Origin of the sequence: Pseudoalteromonas sp. C12FD-1 (assembly GCF_037414265.1) — a bacterium.
Taxonomy (GTDB): domain Bacteria; phylum Pseudomonadota; class Gammaproteobacteria; order Enterobacterales; family Alteromonadaceae; genus Pseudoalteromonas.
Window position 1 is genome coordinate 66,016 of the sequence record NZ_JBBEVD010000032.1, and the last position, 15,490, is coordinate 81,505.

Below are 15,490 nucleotides of genomic sequence, written 5' to 3' on the forward strand. Positions count from 1 at the left end.
GCAAACCTCTTATGCGTACAGTGGATTTAGTTTGTTTGTGTCAATGTCGAACTTTTTAATTGCTTCAACAACCACTGACTTTTCAACATCACCACGTTTAGCAAGTTCAGATAACGTAGCAACAACCACGTAGCTTGCATTAACCTCAAAGTGACGACGTAAGTTTTCACGGCTATCAGAGCGTCCGTAACCATCTGTACCAAGCACTTTATAGTTGCTGCTTGGAATAAATGAACGCGCTTGCTCTGCGTAATTTTTCATGTAATCAGTTGCGGCAACAGTTACTGAGTCGTTTAATACGCTCGTAATGTAAGCTGTTTTTTGCTCGCTTTCTGGGTTAAGCATGTTGAAACGCTCAACATCTTGACCATCACGGGTAAGCTCATTGAATGACGTTACTGAGTAAACATCTGAGGCAATACCGTAATCTTCGCTTAAAATGGCCGCCGCTTTACGCACTTCAGTCATAATAGTACCTGAGCTTAATAGCTGTACGTTGGCTTTTTTACCTTCGTAGCTTTCAAGCTTGTAAATACCTTTACGAATACCTTCTTCAGCGCCTTCTGGCATTGCTGGCTGATGGTAGTTTTCGTTCATAAGCGTTAGGTAGTAGTAAATGTTTTCTTGGTTTTCACCGTACATACGACGAATACCATCTTGAATAATTACCGCTACTTCAAATGCATACGTTGGGTCGTAAGAAATACAGTTAGGAACCGTATTTGCAAGAATGTGGCTGTGACCATCTTCGTGCTGCAGACCTTCACCATTAAGCGTTGTACGGCCAGCCGTAGCACCTAATAAGAAACCACGTGCTTGTTGGTCACCCGCCATCCACGCCATGTCACCAACACGTTGGAAACCAAACATAGAGTAGTAGATGTAGAATGGGATCATAGGTAAATCGTTCGTGCTGTAAGATGTTGCAGCAGCTACCCATGACGACATTGCACCTAGCTCATTAATACCTTCTTGAAGTACTTGGCCTGATGTTGCTTCTTTGTAGTAAGAAACAATATCACGGTCTTGTGGGGTGTAGTTTTGGCCATGTGGATTGTAAATACCGATTTGACGGAATAAACCTTCCATACCAAATGTACGTGCTTCATCAGCAATAATTGGTACAATATTTTTGCCAATGCCTTTGTCTTTAAGTAACACGTTAAGTGCACGAACAAAGCCCATTGTGGTAGAAATATCACGCTTTTGCTCTTCAAGTAGCGGCTTAAATGCATCTACTTCTGGCAGTTTTAGTTCTTCGCTAAAGTTAGGAATACGTGTAGGTGTGTAACCTTTAAGTGCATCACGGCGTGCGTGTAAGTACTTGTATTCTTCTGAGCCTTCTTCAAGCGTTAAGTATGGAAGATCTTTAATTTGCTCTTCTGATACTAAATCTTGTAGGCCTAAACGGTCACGTAAGTGTTCAACATGGCTCATGTCCATTTTTTTCACTTGGTGCGCAATGTTTTTACCTTCAGCCGCTTCACCCATGCCGTAACCTTTTACAGTTTTAGCAAGAATTACAGTAGGACGGTCGTTTGTTTGCTCAGCCTTTTTAAATGCAGCATAAAGTTTTGATGGCTCATGACCACCACGCTTAAGCGCAAAAATTTCGTCATCAGTCATATCTGCAACAAGTGCAGCTGTTTCTGGGTAACGGCCAAAGAAATGCTCACGTACGTACGCGCCATCTTTTGCTTTATATGTTTGGTAGTCACCATCAATTGTTTCGTTCATCAATTGTAGTAATTTACCTGATGTATCTTTAGCTAGCAGAATATCCCATCCGCTGCCCCATACAACTTTAATTACATTCCAACCAGCGCCTTTAAATAGGCCCTCTAGTTCTTGAATAATTTTACCGTTACCCATAACTGGGCCATCTAAACGCTGTAAGTTACAGTTAATTAAGTAACATAGGTTGTCTAGTTTTTCACGTGCAGCAAAAGAAATTGCGCCGCGTGATTCTGGCTCATCCATTTCACCATCGCCTAAAAACGCGTATACACGTTGGTTTTTAGTATCTTTTAAGCCACGGCCGTCTAGGTATTTTAAAAAGCGTGCTTGGTAAATAGACGCAATTGGACCTAAGCCCATAGATACCGTTGGGAACTGCCAAAATTCAGGCATTAATTTAGGATGCGGGTAAGAAGGTAGGCCTTTACCATCAACTTCTTGACGGAAGTTATCTAGTTGCTCAGCCGTAAGACGACCTTCAACAAATGCACGTGCATAAATACCCGGAGAAATATGGCCTTGGTAGTAAACTAAGTCACCGCCGTCTACCTCATTTGGCGCTTTGAAAAAGTGGTTAAAACACACTTCATAAAACGCAGCTGATGATTGGTAAGACGCCATATGGCCGCCTAAGTCGAGATCTTTTTTCGATGCACGTAATACAATCATGATTGCATTCCAACGAATAATCGAACGAATACGACGCTCAAGGTTTACATCCCCTGGGTAAGCCGGTTCTTGATCTACTGGAATAGTATTAACGTAGTTAGTTGTTGTGCCAGTTGGCATATCAACGCCGTCTAAACGGGCTTGCTCTAACACTTGCTCAAGTAAATACTGAGCTCGTTCAACACCTTCTTCGCGCACAACTGATTCAAGAGCTTGTAACCACTCTTGTGTTTCTAGCGCGTCTACGTCAATTTTATTGACTTCAGACATATGGAGGTTTCCTTATGTTTAAAATACGAATGTTGTTAATTTAATACCACGTATACCTAATTTAGTGTGTTCTAAGTACAGCGTATTAGCTTAATTTTGTTTTGTGCGTCTTAAACTACGTTCAATTCGCGAATGCTCTTTACCCGCTTCAAGTAATGCTTCTTCAATAAAGGCTAAATGGGCATTACTTGCTAAACGGGCTTGTTCTGGATTGCCATCTATCACGGCATCCATTAATAAGCGCCTGTGCTGAGCTAATTGATTGCTAATATCTGGTTTTTTTAATAAAACCGTTAAGTTTTGCAATACATTTTGCTCCAGTAGCGCTTGCATGCCTCGCACTAAGTGAAGTAAAACCACGTTGTGTGAGGCTTCGGCTACACTAAAGTGAAACGCATTAATTGCTTTGGCTTTTAGTTGTAAATCGTTATTAACTTGAGCAATTTTATCAAAGCTTTGTTTAACCTTGGTAAAATCGGTGCTGGTACCACGAAGCGCCGCATAATATGCAGCAATCCCTTCAAGTGCATGACGAAATTCAAGTAAATCAAACTGTGATTCAGGGTGTTTACTGATCAAATCAAACAGTGGATCAGTTAGTCCTTCTTCAAGCTGATTTTTTACAAACGTGCCACCGCCTTGCCTGCGAGTAACCAATCCTTTTGCTTCTAGCTTTTGGATAGCTTCACGCAGTGAGGGGCGAGACACCTCAAACTGTTTTGCTAATTCGCGCTCTGGCGGCAGTTTTTCACCTGGCGCTAATGAGCCCTCAAGAATCATGTTCTCAAGTTGCTGTAAAATAACATCAGATAATTTTGCTGCTTTAATCTTTAAAGACATTAATCAACGTCCACGTTGCATAAATACTAAAAAGCCTAATTTTTAAGGCCTAGAGCTTGACGATTTACCCAAAAGGTAAATTGGTCATACCAAAAATTTTCAATAAGGTATCAAAAAGGCAAATAACTGTCAATTTACGGGTTATTTGAGCAATTAGAGTAGCGTAACGCATTTTGAACGAAGTTCAAACAGTACACAATTGAGGTTGTTTTGTTCAAACGTTAACAAGATGAAAACAAATGGTCTGACCAGAGTGAATTAGAATATTCGCTCTAGTTGAATTTATTGAAGAAATTAATTTTGAATTAGAAAAGGCCGTAGCAGCGGATTTATCCCGCGACTAACTATCTTGCCTCGTTACTCACCGTAAGCGCGGCTTACATTGCGCGATGTAAAATCGCGACTACGCAGAAGCCGTAGCAGCGGGTTTACCCCGCGACAAATTACCTCAGCCCTGGAACGCAATCTAAGCATGGAGTATATTGCGCGATGTGAAATCGCGATTACGCAGAACCGTAGCAGCGGGTTTACCCCGCGACAAATTACCTCAGCTCTGGAGCGTAATCTAAGCATGGAGTAAATTGCGCGATGTAAAATCGCGACTACGCAAAAGCCGTAGCAGCGGGTTTATCCCGCGACTAATTACCTCAGCTCTGGAGCGCAATCTAAGCATGGAGTAAATTGCGCGATGTGAAATCGCGATTACGATAAACCGCCAAATAAAGTAAGTAATGCAATAAGTACTAAATAAAAGAGTACGTTACGTTTAACTAGCTTAATCATACAGGTAGCTTCAACGGTACAACCATAATAACGCTGCTCGACTTGCTCAGCCGCAAGTGCGGTACACGTAACCACTTTACGATTTGGCGTTTTAAAATCCAATACATAATGCAGCCAACAGCTTGTGCCTTTATTAAAGTTACCAATAACTAAATAGCCAAAACTTGCAACACGCGCTGGTAGCCAATCTAGCCAAAATAATAATTTATGCAGCAGCTTAAAGCGGTTTGCAAACACCACTTTATGGTTTTCTCTTACTAAATCGGCAAGCGTACGCACTATTGCATACAGCACAGCTCCTGGAGCGCCAAGCACAACAAACCAAAAAATAACAGCGCAATAAAATCTAAAGTTAATCCATGCTAATGTTTGCCCAAATGTTTCTCCGCCTTCTTCATCCTCTAGGCGTTTTTGCCCCATTTGTAGTGCGTATAATGAGGCCGCGGTTTTATCATCACGCGTTAGTGCATTTAAATAAGACTTATATAAAACACGGTGCTTAGCACAACCAAAACACACCAATAAAACGGCAATATTTATAGCTAATTGCCACAGTACAAAGTCAGAAAGAACATATATAAGCGCAACAACCACTACCGGTAAAACTAACCAAATTAAAAAGCCAATTGCCGAGCTAAATAACCCGTTTTCATTTAGTAATTTACCCGAGCGGTTTAAATAACCATTCGCGTAATAACTTATTTGCCAATACTGTGAGCGCGCACCTAAACGCTCAAGTATTAGTGCAATAATGATAGAAACTAAAATCATGATAACGACTCACTTAATTTGTTTGTTCTAGCCTGCTTATATAAGCAGGCCAATTAAAACTTTTCCCAGGGTCGGTTTTTCGCCCAGGTGCTATATCGCAATGCCCTACTACTCGCTTAGTGGTGATAAGCGGGTAACGGGTCATAATTGCTTTTGTAAGATTATGTAAGCTTGTGTACTGTACCTGAGTATAAGGTGTGGTATCTGTACCCTCTAGCTCAATACCTATACTAAAGTTATTACATGCGCTTTGCCCTGCAAATTCAGATTGCCCAGCATGCCAAGCGCGTTTATTAAATGGCACATATTGAACAATCTCGCCAGTGCGTTTTATAAAGCAGTGCGCCGACACTCTAAGCCCTTTTAAATCGCAAAAACTAGGGTGCGCATTACAGTTAATTTCCCCCATAAACAGGGCATCAACGTGCTCGGTGCCAAATTGTCCTGCCGGTAAAGAAATATTATGAATGACCAACAACGAAATATCGGTATTTTCTGGGCGCTCATCAAAATGTGTACAGGGCCGCTGTGCTATATTAGCAACAACCCCCTTTGAATCTATCTGCATTATTTTAATACCACGGTATACATAAAGTTGATGCTAAAGGATTTATTTAAAGAATGATAGCCATTGCGCTTAGCTAACATAAAAGCGCTTAGTACTATTACTTTTAGCCGCAGTGATTATATATACGGTGTAATTACCCTCTCATTTAAAAGCACTTCTCTTAACTATTTAAACATAGTAAAATTTGCTTAATTTATTAACACTTATGAGCCTTCATATGTCAATTTCGCACACGCTTATTACTCAACTTGTCACTCTCGCTTTAGATGAAGATCTAAATTATCAATCAGCACAAGACGGCGATATTACCGCGCAGCTTATTCCACACAATGAGACCGCAAATGCCAAAGTGATTACCCGTGAAGATTGCGTTTTTTGCGGTAAAGACATAATAATAGAAGTGTTTAAACAAGTAGATCCAAGCGTTGAAGTAAATGTATTAGTCAATGATGGCGACTTTGTGCCAGCAAATAGCACCTTATTTACCGCTAAAGGCTCTGCCCGCGCTATTTTAACCGGCGAGCGTACCGCGCTTAACTTTGTACAAACGCTTTCTGGTACCGCAACCACAACTGCAAATTATGTAAAAGAGCTAAGCGGCACTAGTACACAACTGCTCGATACCCGTAAAACAATACCAGGACTCAGAGCTCTGCAAAAATACGCTGTAAAATGCGGCGGCGGTGCGAATCATCGTATAGGCTTATTTGATGCGTTTTTAATTAAAGAAAACCACATAGCAGCGTGTGGCGGAATTGATAAAGCAGTCGCACAAGCCAAGCAAAACCACCCTACAAAGCCTGTTGAAGTAGAAGTTGAGTCATTAAATGAACTTGAGCAAGCCATTAATGCGGGTGCCGATATAATCATGCTCGATAATTTTAGCGTTGAACAAATCCAGCAAGCTGTGGTCACTACTAATAAGCGCGCTAAATTAGAGGTTTCTGGCAATATGACACTAGAAACGCTTAAAACTTACTCACAAGCGGGTGTCGACTTTATATCAAGCGGCGCACTTACAAAAAATTTACAATCAATCGATTTATCGATGCGTTTTGTATAAAAGTATGGCAACTATTTAGTTTTACTGATGCTAATTAATTGACAAAACGTATGAAAAGACTTTTAATAATCCAAAAGACTTACTTTGTAACAATTTGTTAAATAAAGTATCCTTTTTAGAAAATTCTGTGTGCTTTAAGCATATAAAAAGTGTTAGACTAACCCTGTTGTATTACTTTCTTGAAAAATATAGTAATAAGTGACTGCTTTTTGTTTTAATCTTAAAAAAATACCTAAAAGATTAAAGCAAATGGCCAGTATGTTTCCTATATTTAGTCTACTTTGTGTTATAGGTAGCCAATGCAAGTTGCAACATAATGAACTCACATTTAGCTTTTGTGTTTCATACCTAAGGCTAAAAGTACGTGAAAATTTATTTTTAAGTAAATCTGTAAAGTTAATCAGTTAAACTAAGGCTGGCATGTTTGCCACTAAGCTAATTAACTCACATTATCCTTTAGGAGAGGAAACATGAAAACAATGACTCAAAAACAACAGGGTTTCACCCTAATCGAATTAATGATTGTAGTAGCAATCATCGGTATTCTTGCTGCAGTAGCATTGCCTGCGTATCAACAATACTCAGACAAAGCAAAATATACTGAGGTTGTAATGGCTTCTAATGCTGTAAAATCAGCTGTTGAGGTTTGTGCCCAAGTAGAAGGCGGGCTAGCAACTTGTACGCCAACTAACAATGGTATCCCTGCCAACGTAACTACCGCTCAAGGAAATGTTACATCAGTGACTTGGGATGCAACAGCAGGAACTATTACAGTTGTTCCTGTAGCATCTGGTGGTATTACTGCAGCTGACACGTATGTCTTATCGGCAACTTATGCAAACGGCAGAGTTACTTGGGCAGACAACTGCACAACTTTTTGCTAAAAGAATTACTGTGCTGACATAATATCAGCACAGTACTTATTATAAAGGTAAGCTTTTAAATTGAGTAAAGACAACAAAGATACTTTTTTATGGGTTGGAGTTAGTGCTCGAGGTAAAAAGCTTGAGGGTGAATTAACAAGTTCTAGTATTGCTTTAGTAAAAGCACAACTTCGTAAACAAGGCATCACCCCCTCAAAAGTTAAGCGTAAACCTAAGCCATTATTTGGAAATCGCCTTCAAAAAATAACACCTAAAGATATTGCCCTAGTTACACGCCAAATTGCCACTATGTTAATGGCGGGAGTGCCACTAATACAAGCAATTGAAATGATAGGCTCTGGCTCTACTAACAAAAGTGTAGCTAAGTTAATGGAAACTATTGGCGATGAAGTTAAATCAGGTCAACCTCTCTCACAAGCACTTAGAAAACATCCTCGCTATTTTGATGATTTGTATTGTGATTTAGTGGCATCGGGTGAGCAATCGGGTGCGCTTGATAAAATATTTGACCGTGTTGCTTTGTACAAAGAAAAGTCAGAAGCGCTTAAGTCAAAAATAAAAAAAGCTATGTTTTACCCCATTGCCGTTTTAGTGGTTGCGCTTATCGTTACTTCAATACTGCTTATATTTGTAGTACCGCAGTTTCAAGATATTTTTAATGGTTTCGGTGCAGAGTTGCCCGCATTTACCTTATTTGTAATTGCCATATCTGAATTTATGCAAGCATATTGGTGGGTCGCACTTATAATTGTTGTTGCCGCAGGCTACATATTTAAAGAGGCCAGCCTTAGAAGCTTAAAAATCAGAGATGCAACCGACAGGGCTATATTAAAACTCCCTGTAATTGGCATGATTCTAAATAAAGCCGCTGTCGCCCGTTACGCTCGCACACTTTCAACCACGTTTGCAGCAGGTGTACCACTTGTTGATGCACTAGACTCTGCTGCTGGGGCCTCAGGCAATGCAGTGTATCGCTATGCTATTTTAGATATTAAAGCAGAGGTGAGCTCGGGTAACCAGATGAACTGGGCGATGCGAAACTCTAAAATATTCCCCGATATGGTGATTCAAATGGTAGCCATTGGTGAAGAGTCTGGCTCGCTTGATGGTATGCTTGCCAAAGTAGCGACTATTTACGAACAAGAGGTGGATGATGCCGTTGATGGCTTATCTAGCTTATTAGAGCCGCTTATTATGGCAGTGCTTGGTGTGCTTGTAGGTGGCTTAATTATTGCCATGTACTTGCCAATTTTCCAGTTAGGCTCTGTAATTTAAAAACATAGCTGTAAGCTGTAAGCTGTAAGCTGTAAGCTGTAAGCTGTAAGCTGTAAGCTGTAAGCTGTAAGCAAAATTTTAAACGCTAATTAATAGCTTGCAAGATAAATTGAATTATAAGAGCTTTTGAACACAGCGAATAAAGTTGGCCTATAAATGGCCTGAAGTTAGGTATTTTAATGGAAAATCTTTTTTTTGATATAACCACTGTAATGCAAAGTCAGCAGTGGTTTTATTTTTTGACCGTGGGCTTAGTAAGCCTGTGTGTTGGTAGTTTTTTAAATGTAGTTATTTACCGATTGCCACTGATGATGCAGCGAGAATGGCAAAGTGAATGCCGGTTATTATTAGAAGATGAACTTACAACTAAACCTTCAAATGCTAGCTCTAACGAGCCATTTAATTTAGTAAAGCCTAATTCTACCTGCCCTAAATGCAAAACGGCGATTAAGCCTTGGCAAAATATTCCAATTATTAGTTGGATAGTGCTTAAAGGTAAATGCGCTAATTGCAGTAACCCAATATCAGCGCGTTACCCAATAGTTGAAGCCATTACCGCACTATTAAGTTTAGTTGTTGCCTACCGCTTTGGTGCTACAGAGCAGGCCCTTTTATATATTTTTGTTACTTGGATTTTAGTCGCGCTCACCTTTATTGATATTGACCACATGTTACTGCCTGATCAGCTTACTTTACCGTTAGTATGGCTTACGCTTATAGCCGCTGTAATGGGCGTAACAATAAGCCCGAGTGATGCGATAATCGGGGCCGCCTGCGGCTATTTAAGCCTGTGGAGTGTGTTTTGGCTATTTAAGCTATTAACCGGCAAGGAAGGTATGGGCTATGGCGATTTTAAGTTACTAGCTGTGTTTGGTGCTCTACTTGGCTGGCAGTCGCTATTAACTATTATTTTGCTTTCAAGCGTGGTGGGGGCCATTATTGGCATTGCCCTTTTAAGCATTCAAGGTAAAGACAAAGCAACCCCTATCCCATTTGGCCCCTACTTAGCCATAGCAGGCTGGATAACACTTTTGTGGGGCACTCAAATTCAAACTACCTATTTTAATTTAATAGGTTACTAGCATGAGTGAACACACAATTAAAATAAATAACTGGGTATTGGGCTTAACAGGCGGTATTGGCTGCGGTAAAACGGCTGTTAGTAATATGTTTGAAAAGCTGGGTATATGCGTTGTTGATGCCGATATTATTGCCCGCCAAGTGGTGGCTCCTAACAGCGAAGGGCTAAATGCAATTATTGAACACTTTGGCGAGGGTATTTTACTACCCGATGGCACATTAAACAGAGCAACCCTACGCACTAAAATATTTACCAATAATGATGAAAAAGAGTGGCTCAACGCTCTATTGCACCCGCTTATTCGGGAGAAAATACTCACCGATTTAAATAATGCAAGCAGTGCTTATGTTGTATTGGTTGCACCATTATTGTTTGAAAATAAGCTGAATGAATACTGCAACCGCACTTTATTGATTGATGTACCACAGCCTGTGCAGATTGAACGTACTATAAAACGCGACAATATTAGCCTTGAGCAGGTAAATAGTATCATAGCATCGCAAATGTCACGTGAAGAAAAGCAACAAAAAGCCGATGATATTCTAAATAATGACCGCGATTTATCACTCGTTCATGCAGAACTTGTTGTTCTTCATAAAAATTACCTACAATATGCAGTATAAAATACAACTAATGCCCCTTAATGCGGTCATAACAATATAAACTCGTAATTTGGTTAACAAAAAAGTGTTGATAAGCACAACGAATGTAATTACCTGCTTTTTCTGATAAATTGTTAACTATTGAAGGACTAAAATAGGTGCGCAATGAATATTAACTCACCGTTATTGAGAAAATTTATAACGCTTGGCCGCATTGATGCCGATACCGTAAAAGCAAAACAGCAAGAGTTTGCCTCGACCGCCGAGCTTATATCTAAATGTGGAAAAATTGACAGCAACGACCTAGCTGAGCAATGCATAGACTTATTTCGCGTACCGTATTTTGATTTAAAAGACTTCGACCCTGCACAAATCCCCGAAGACTTAGTTAAAGAAAAACTAATACGTAAACACCACATTTTACCGCTTGTTCAAAAAGGCAGAAAAGTATACATAGCCGCCTCAGATCCAACCGATTACGGTGCCTTTGAAAACTTTGAATTTAGCACCGGCTTATCGTGCGAAATAGTCGTGGTTGACTACATTCAGCTGGATAATAAAATTGAGCAACTACTTGATGCTGCAGGCAGCTTAGATTTAAGCGCCGATGAATTTAAAGAGTTTGCCGACTTAGATACTGAAGGCCCTAAAGAAACCACACCTAAAGATGACGATAAAGACGATGCGCCCATCATTGTTTATATCAATAAAATTTTAATGGATGCCATTAAAAAAGGCGCCTCTGATTTACACTTTGAACCTTACGAGCATAAATACCGTATTCGCTTTCGTGTTGATGGGATTTTGCACGAAGTTGCAAATCCACCCAACACCTTAGCAAGCAAGCTATCGGCACGTATAAAAGTAATGTCACGGCTTGATATTGCAGAAAAACGTAAACCACAAGATGGCCGTATTAAACTAAAAATGACCGAGCGTAAAAGCATCGATTTTCGTGTAAGTACCATGCCTACGTTATGGGGCGAAAAAATAGTAATGCGTATTCTTGATTCATCAAGCGCTATGCTAGGTATTGACGTATTAGGTTACGAAGAGGATCAGAAAAAGCTCTATATGGATGCGCTTGGGCAACCACAAGGTATGATACTGGTAACCGGCCCTACCGGGTCGGGTAAAACAGTATCGCTTTATACTGGTTTAAATATACTTAACCAACCAGAGCGAAACATTAGTACCGCCGAGGATCCGGTAGAAATAAACCTTGAAGGGGTTAACCAAGTACAAATTAACCCCAAAGCCGAGATGACCTTTGCCAACGCCCTGCGTGCCTTTTTACGTCAAGATCCTGATGTAGTGATGGTTGGTGAAATACGAGATCTAGAAACCGCAGAAATTTCAATTAAAGCGGCGCAAACAGGTCACTTAGTGTTATCAACACTACATACCAACTCAGCCCCCGAAACCATAACGCGTTTATTAAATATGGGCGTGCCTGCGTATAACGTAGCAAGCTCTATAAGTTTGATTATTGCCCAGCGCTTAGCTAGGCGTTTATGCCCTAAATGTAAAACCCCAGAAACACTGCCTGCAGAAGAATTAGCTCGCCAAGGTTTTAGCACCGCGCAAATTGAAGACATGACTCTATACGCGCCCAAAGGCTGCGAAAATTGCACCGATGGTTACAAAGGCCGTGTAGGTATTTACGAAGTAATGCAAATTACCCCTGAAATTGCACAAATTATTATGCGCGGTGGTAATTCACTCGAAATAGCAGAGGTATCACTGCAAGCTGGGTTTAATAACTTACGATTATCGGGTTTACGCAAAGCCGCAGATGGTTTAACGTCTTTGGCTGAAATAAACCGCGTTACAAATATGTAGAGTTAGTAGCGTTAAGTACATGTGCTTAACGCGTAATTGTAGAGAGTAAAGTATGCCAACAATTGTTAACTGCCCAACCTGTAAAAATAAAGTTGAGTGGTCAGAGCAAAGCCCCCATCGTCCTTTTTGTTCTAAACGCTGTCAGCTTATTGACTTAGGTGAATGGTCGTTTGAGAACAATAAAATATCAACCCCTATTATCTCGGCGAACGAAATTAGCCAAGATATGATTGAAGATATTGAAGAAATGATGGCTAAAAACGATGATGACTTTTTTAAATAAGCGTTTTTCACCCTCTAAAATGATAAAAGCCAGCATAAAGCTGGCTTTTTGATGTATAGAATAAAGGCTATATTAGTCTTTTTGCTTACGGTGTTTTTTACCCATACGCTTTTGCATTTTAGCAAATTTTTCTTGCTGCTCAGCGTTAAGCACCTGCATTACTTGATGTTGAGTTTTAAGTTTAATTAAACCAATTTCAGTGCCTTTTTCGTGGCGTGCATTTAATAGCTCTTTTGCCGCGTTCTCGTCAAACGTTGGAGCGCTAAGTAGTGCATCCATTTTTGCTTTATGCGCTTCGCGCTCAGCTTTACGAGCTTCTTTATCGCCGCCACGTAGCGCTTTCATTTGCGTTTTTTGCGCTTCAAAAATAGCTTCAAGCTTAGTTTGCTGCTCGTCGGTTAAATCAAGCTTGTCGGCGCCGCGCTCAGATAATAAAAAACGCGCTTGAGAATGCCCTTGCTTATCGTGCATGCCGCCTTTTGCTAATACGCTACCGGCACCAAGTGTAGCCGTTGCTAGACCACAAATAAGTACTAATTTTGAAAGTGTATTTACTTTAGTCATAATCATCACCTTAATATTGGATGGATTGAATTTGGTTGTGGCTGCTTAGCCAGTGAGTTAACTATACCGCTTGCAACGCAAAGTAACGCAAAGCAGTGTAAAGGTTGTGTAAAGATTCACTTTTGCACAATTTAAGAAGTAAAATAACCATATAGAAATTGCCTAAGGGTTTGAAATGAAGCTATTAATGATTGATGACGACACAGGTTTGTGCGAACTACTCACTGAATATTTAGCCGCGCAAGGCTTTGACGTACAAAGCGTTCACGATGGCGAGCAAGGCTTAAAGCTTGCTTTGTCAAATGACTACGCGCTGATATTGCTTGATGTAATGCTCCCCACCCTTGATGGCTTTGAAGTACTTAAACAACTTAGGCAAACCAAGTTAACTCCGGTCATTATGCTCACTGCAAAAGGCGAAGACTTTGACCGCATTTTTGGCCTAGAGCTTGGCGCAGACGATTACATACCTAAACCTTTTAATCACCGCGAGTTGCTTGCCCGTGTAAAAGCCATTACCCGCCGCATAGAGCACATAAATAGTCTAAACGTTGCAACGCCTAGCAAAATGAATATAAATGGCATTACAGTTAATTTGGCAGCCCGAGAGGCCGCTATTAACGAGCACACCCTCACACTGACAGGCACAGAGTACGAAGTACTGGTGTTATTGATTAAAAATGCCGGCGAAGTTGTCAGCAAAGAGCAAATAAGTGAAGAAGTGCTCGGTAGGCGCTTAGCTTCGTTTGACCGCTCAATTGATATGCATGTTAGCAATATTCGTAAAAAAATAGCCGAGCACATTCAAGGTGAGCGAATAAAAACTATGCGAGGTACAGGTTATGTCTTCATCCAAGGTGAGTAATAAACATTACTTTGCATGGCTAAAGCACCCTCGGCATTATTTATTTTTTAAAATATTTATTTGGTTTTGGCTAACGATAACAGGGACTGTGGCAGCGCTTATTTTTTTAAGCAACATTACTGCAATTAATGCCGTTAGCAACGAGCCTTTGCATGGGCCAATGAAAAAAAACCTAATTTATACTGCTAAAAGCATTGAGCGAAGCGCCACTAAACATAAACGCACCCTTGCTGATGTTTTATCGCACCCTAGGCTTTCAAAACGAAAAATTTTATTTTTGGGTGCGGCACAGCCCGAAGATGCATTAAGCAGTAAAGAGATACCCGCCGAAATAGATTTAAATTTACTTAGCTTTAGTCAAAATTTGGCGCCACAGGTTATTTTTACCGAAAAATACCAAGCATTCGGTCCTGTTAATATTAACGTGCCAGAAGGACAGTTTTACCTTTACGAAATAGACATTAATCATCAACCGCCTTTGTTCATGCGCTTTAAGTTAATGCCCAATTGGATGAAGGTACTGGTGGCTATTTTTGCCTCTTTAATACTAAGCTTTATTTTTAGCCGTAACTTAATCGCACCTATTAACAGCCTTAAAAAAGCAGCTATTAAGCTTTCATCGGGAGACTTGTCAGCGCGTGTAACAATACCAGCAAGCAGAAAAGATGAGCTAGGAGTGCTGGGGCGCGACTTTAACAGCATGGCTAATCAGCTTGAGCAACTTATTAGCGCCCAAAAGCGTTTGCTTGCTGATATATCTCACGAGTTACGCTCCCCGCTTACGCGCTTAAAAATGGCAACAGGGCTTGCACAAATGCAAGCCAACGAGGCAAGTCAATCGTATTTATTACGCATAGAAAAAGAAGCCAACCAACTTGATAAAATGATTGCTGATGTACTGCAAGTGTCACGTTTAGAAGCGCAAAGCCAAACACTGTCACTGCAAAAGCAATCGTTAAAAGATATAGTAGAGCACGTATTAAACGATGCACAGTTTGAAGCCAAGCAAAACACTAAAACGCTTACATTTAGTGGCAATGCCGATGTAATGCTAAGCTGCGATGAATCTTTAATTGCCAGCGCGCTCGAAAACCTATTACGTAACGCAATAAAATACGCGCACAGCAACATTAGCTTTGACGTACACTACGTTAACCAAATTTTTATAGAAATTTGCGACGATGGCCCAGGCGTTCCAAATGAGCAGCTAAGTAAACTGTGTGAGCCTTTTTTTAGACAATCTGATGCCCGCGACAGAGTAAGTGGCGGCACGGGCCTTGGCTTAGCTATCGCTAAAAATGCTATTATTGCTCATGGTGGTAGTTTAGTGTTATCAAATAAAGAAAATGGCGGCTTGTGTGCGAATATAACCTTGCCAATAATTAAAGAGTAA

General features: G+C 40.4%; 14 protein-coding genes. 9 read left to right on the forward strand and 5 right to left on the reverse strand.

Annotation, left to right across the window (positions count from 1 at the left end):
• Nucleotides 1-9: 9 nt before the first annotated feature.
• The 4 genes from aceE to ampD form a co-directional block, all read right to left on the reverse strand.
• On the reverse strand, nucleotides 10-2,676 hold the full coding sequence (gene aceE / locus WDB87_RS01130) for a pyruvate dehydrogenase (acetyl-transferring), homodimeric type (RefSeq protein WP_337848766.1): 2,667 nt from the start codon (nucleotides 2,674-2,676) through the stop codon (nucleotides 10-12).
• A gap of 90 nt (nucleotides 2,677-2,766) precedes the next feature.
• A complete protein-coding gene (pdhR, locus tag WDB87_RS01135; protein WP_089348719.1) occupies nucleotides 2,767-3,516 on the reverse strand; it encodes a pyruvate dehydrogenase complex transcriptional repressor PdhR in 750 nt (249 codons plus the stop codon).
• A 702-nt stretch (nucleotides 3,517-4,218) separates the two neighbouring features.
• Nucleotides 4,219-5,070, reverse strand: coding sequence for a beta-lactamase regulator AmpE (gene ampE, locus WDB87_RS01140; protein WP_337848767.1), 852 nt, complete (start codon nucleotides 5,068-5,070; stop codon nucleotides 4,219-4,221).
• Between the two features lie 13 nt (nucleotides 5,071-5,083).
• The gene (gene ampD / locus WDB87_RS01145; RefSeq protein ID WP_286245364.1) at nucleotides 5,084-5,638 is read right to left on the reverse strand and encodes a 1,6-anhydro-N-acetylmuramyl-L-alanine amidase AmpD; all 555 of its coding nucleotides are present in this window, start codon (nucleotides 5,636-5,638) and stop codon (nucleotides 5,084-5,086) included.
• A gap of 217 nt (nucleotides 5,639-5,855) precedes the next feature.
• Between ampD and nadC the strand changes: the two genes are divergently transcribed.
• From nadC to yacG, 7 genes are all read left to right on the forward strand, one after another.
• On the forward strand, nucleotides 5,856-6,701 hold the full coding sequence (gene nadC, locus WDB87_RS01150) for a carboxylating nicotinate-nucleotide diphosphorylase (RefSeq protein ID WP_337848768.1): 846 nt from the start codon (nucleotides 5,856-5,858) through the stop codon (nucleotides 6,699-6,701).
• Nucleotides 6,702-7,171: 470 nt separating this feature from the next.
• Nucleotides 7,172-7,585: a pilin gene (locus WDB87_RS01155; RefSeq protein ID WP_337848769.1), complete on the forward strand. Its 414-nt coding sequence runs from the start codon at nucleotides 7,172-7,174 to the stop codon at nucleotides 7,583-7,585.
• A 60-nt stretch (nucleotides 7,586-7,645) separates the two neighbouring features.
• Nucleotides 7,646-8,860, forward strand: a complete 1,215-nt coding sequence (locus tag WDB87_RS01160) for a type II secretion system F family protein (RefSeq protein ID WP_337848770.1) — start codon at nucleotides 7,646-7,648, stop codon at nucleotides 8,858-8,860.
• A 179-nt stretch (nucleotides 8,861-9,039) separates the two neighbouring features.
• Nucleotides 9,040-9,942 carry a prepilin peptidase gene (locus tag WDB87_RS01165; RefSeq protein ID WP_337848771.1) on the forward strand — a complete coding sequence of 301 codons (903 nt, stop codon included), beginning with the start codon at nucleotides 9,040-9,042 and terminating at the stop codon, nucleotides 9,940-9,942.
• A 1-nt stretch (nucleotide 9,943) separates the two neighbouring features.
• A complete protein-coding gene (coaE, locus tag WDB87_RS01170) occupies nucleotides 9,944-10,564 on the forward strand; it encodes a dephospho-CoA kinase (protein WP_337848772.1) in 621 nt (206 codons plus the stop codon).
• Nucleotides 10,565-10,708: 144 nt separating this feature from the next.
• Nucleotides 10,709-12,385 carry a type IV-A pilus assembly ATPase PilB gene (gene pilB / locus WDB87_RS01175; RefSeq protein WP_337848773.1) on the forward strand — a complete coding sequence of 559 codons (1,677 nt, stop codon included), beginning with the start codon at nucleotides 10,709-10,711 and terminating at the stop codon, nucleotides 12,383-12,385.
• A gap of 52 nt (nucleotides 12,386-12,437) precedes the next feature.
• Nucleotides 12,438-12,668 (forward strand): DNA gyrase inhibitor YacG, encoded by a 231-nt coding sequence (gene yacG, locus WDB87_RS01180; RefSeq protein ID WP_337848774.1) that lies wholly within the window; start codon nucleotides 12,438-12,440, stop codon nucleotides 12,666-12,668.
• A gap of 72 nt (nucleotides 12,669-12,740) precedes the next feature.
• On the opposite strand, the gene WDB87_RS01185 is transcribed toward yacG, so the two are convergent.
• A complete protein-coding gene (locus tag WDB87_RS01185) occupies nucleotides 12,741-13,232 on the reverse strand; it encodes a Spy/CpxP family protein refolding chaperone (protein ID WP_286245372.1) in 492 nt (163 codons plus the stop codon).
• Between the two features lie 175 nt (nucleotides 13,233-13,407).
• Here WDB87_RS01185 and WDB87_RS01190 point away from each other — a divergent pair, with 175 nt between their 5' ends.
• The gene (locus WDB87_RS01190; protein WP_004588608.1) at nucleotides 13,408-14,097 is read left to right on the forward strand and encodes a response regulator; all 690 of its coding nucleotides are present in this window, start codon (nucleotides 13,408-13,410) and stop codon (nucleotides 14,095-14,097) included.
• Nucleotides 14,075-15,490, forward strand: a complete 1,416-nt coding sequence (locus WDB87_RS01195; RefSeq protein WP_337848775.1) for an ATP-binding protein — start codon at nucleotides 14,075-14,077, stop codon at nucleotides 15,488-15,490. Before WDB87_RS01190 ends, WDB87_RS01195 begins: the two co-directional genes overlap by 23 nt.

Excerpts from the sequence above, each read along its gene's own strand:
- pilB (WP_337848773.1), top strand. The coding sequence starts at position 10,709 with ATGAATATTAACTCACCGTTATTGAGAAAATTTATAACGCTTGGCCGC.
- WDB87_RS01155 (WP_337848769.1), top strand. The coding sequence starts at position 7,172 with ATGAAAACAATGACTCAAAAACAACAGGGTTTCACCCTAATCGAATTA.
- WDB87_RS01195 (WP_337848775.1), top strand. The coding sequence starts at position 14,075 with ATGTCTTCATCCAAGGTGAGTAATAAACATTACTTTGCATGGCTAAAG.
- WDB87_RS01185 (WP_286245372.1), bottom strand. The coding sequence starts at position 13,232 with ATGACTAAAGTAAATACACTTTCAAAATTAGTACTTATTTGTGGTCTA.
- WDB87_RS01165 (WP_337848771.1), top strand. The coding sequence starts at position 9,040 with ATGGAAAATCTTTTTTTTGATATAACCACTGTAATGCAAAGTCAGCAG.
- aceE (WP_337848766.1), bottom strand. The coding sequence starts at position 2,676 with ATGTCTGAAGTCAATAAAATTGACGTAGACGCGCTAGAAACACAAGAG.
- yacG (WP_337848774.1), top strand. The coding sequence starts at position 12,438 with ATGCCAACAATTGTTAACTGCCCAACCTGTAAAAATAAAGTTGAGTGG.
- ampE (WP_337848767.1), bottom strand. The coding sequence starts at position 5,070 with ATGATTTTAGTTTCTATCATTATTGCACTAATACTTGAGCGTTTAGGT.
- coaE (WP_337848772.1), top strand. The coding sequence starts at position 9,944 with ATGAGTGAACACACAATTAAAATAAATAACTGGGTATTGGGCTTAACA.
- nadC (WP_337848768.1), top strand. The coding sequence starts at position 5,856 with ATGTCAATTTCGCACACGCTTATTACTCAACTTGTCACTCTCGCTTTA.
- pdhR (WP_089348719.1), bottom strand. The coding sequence starts at position 3,516 with ATGTCTTTAAAGATTAAAGCAGCAAAATTATCTGATGTTATTTTACAG.
- WDB87_RS01190 (WP_004588608.1), top strand. The coding sequence starts at position 13,408 with ATGAAGCTATTAATGATTGATGACGACACAGGTTTGTGCGAACTACTC.
- ampD (WP_286245364.1), bottom strand. The coding sequence starts at position 5,638 with ATGCAGATAGATTCAAAGGGGGTTGTTGCTAATATAGCACAGCGGCCC.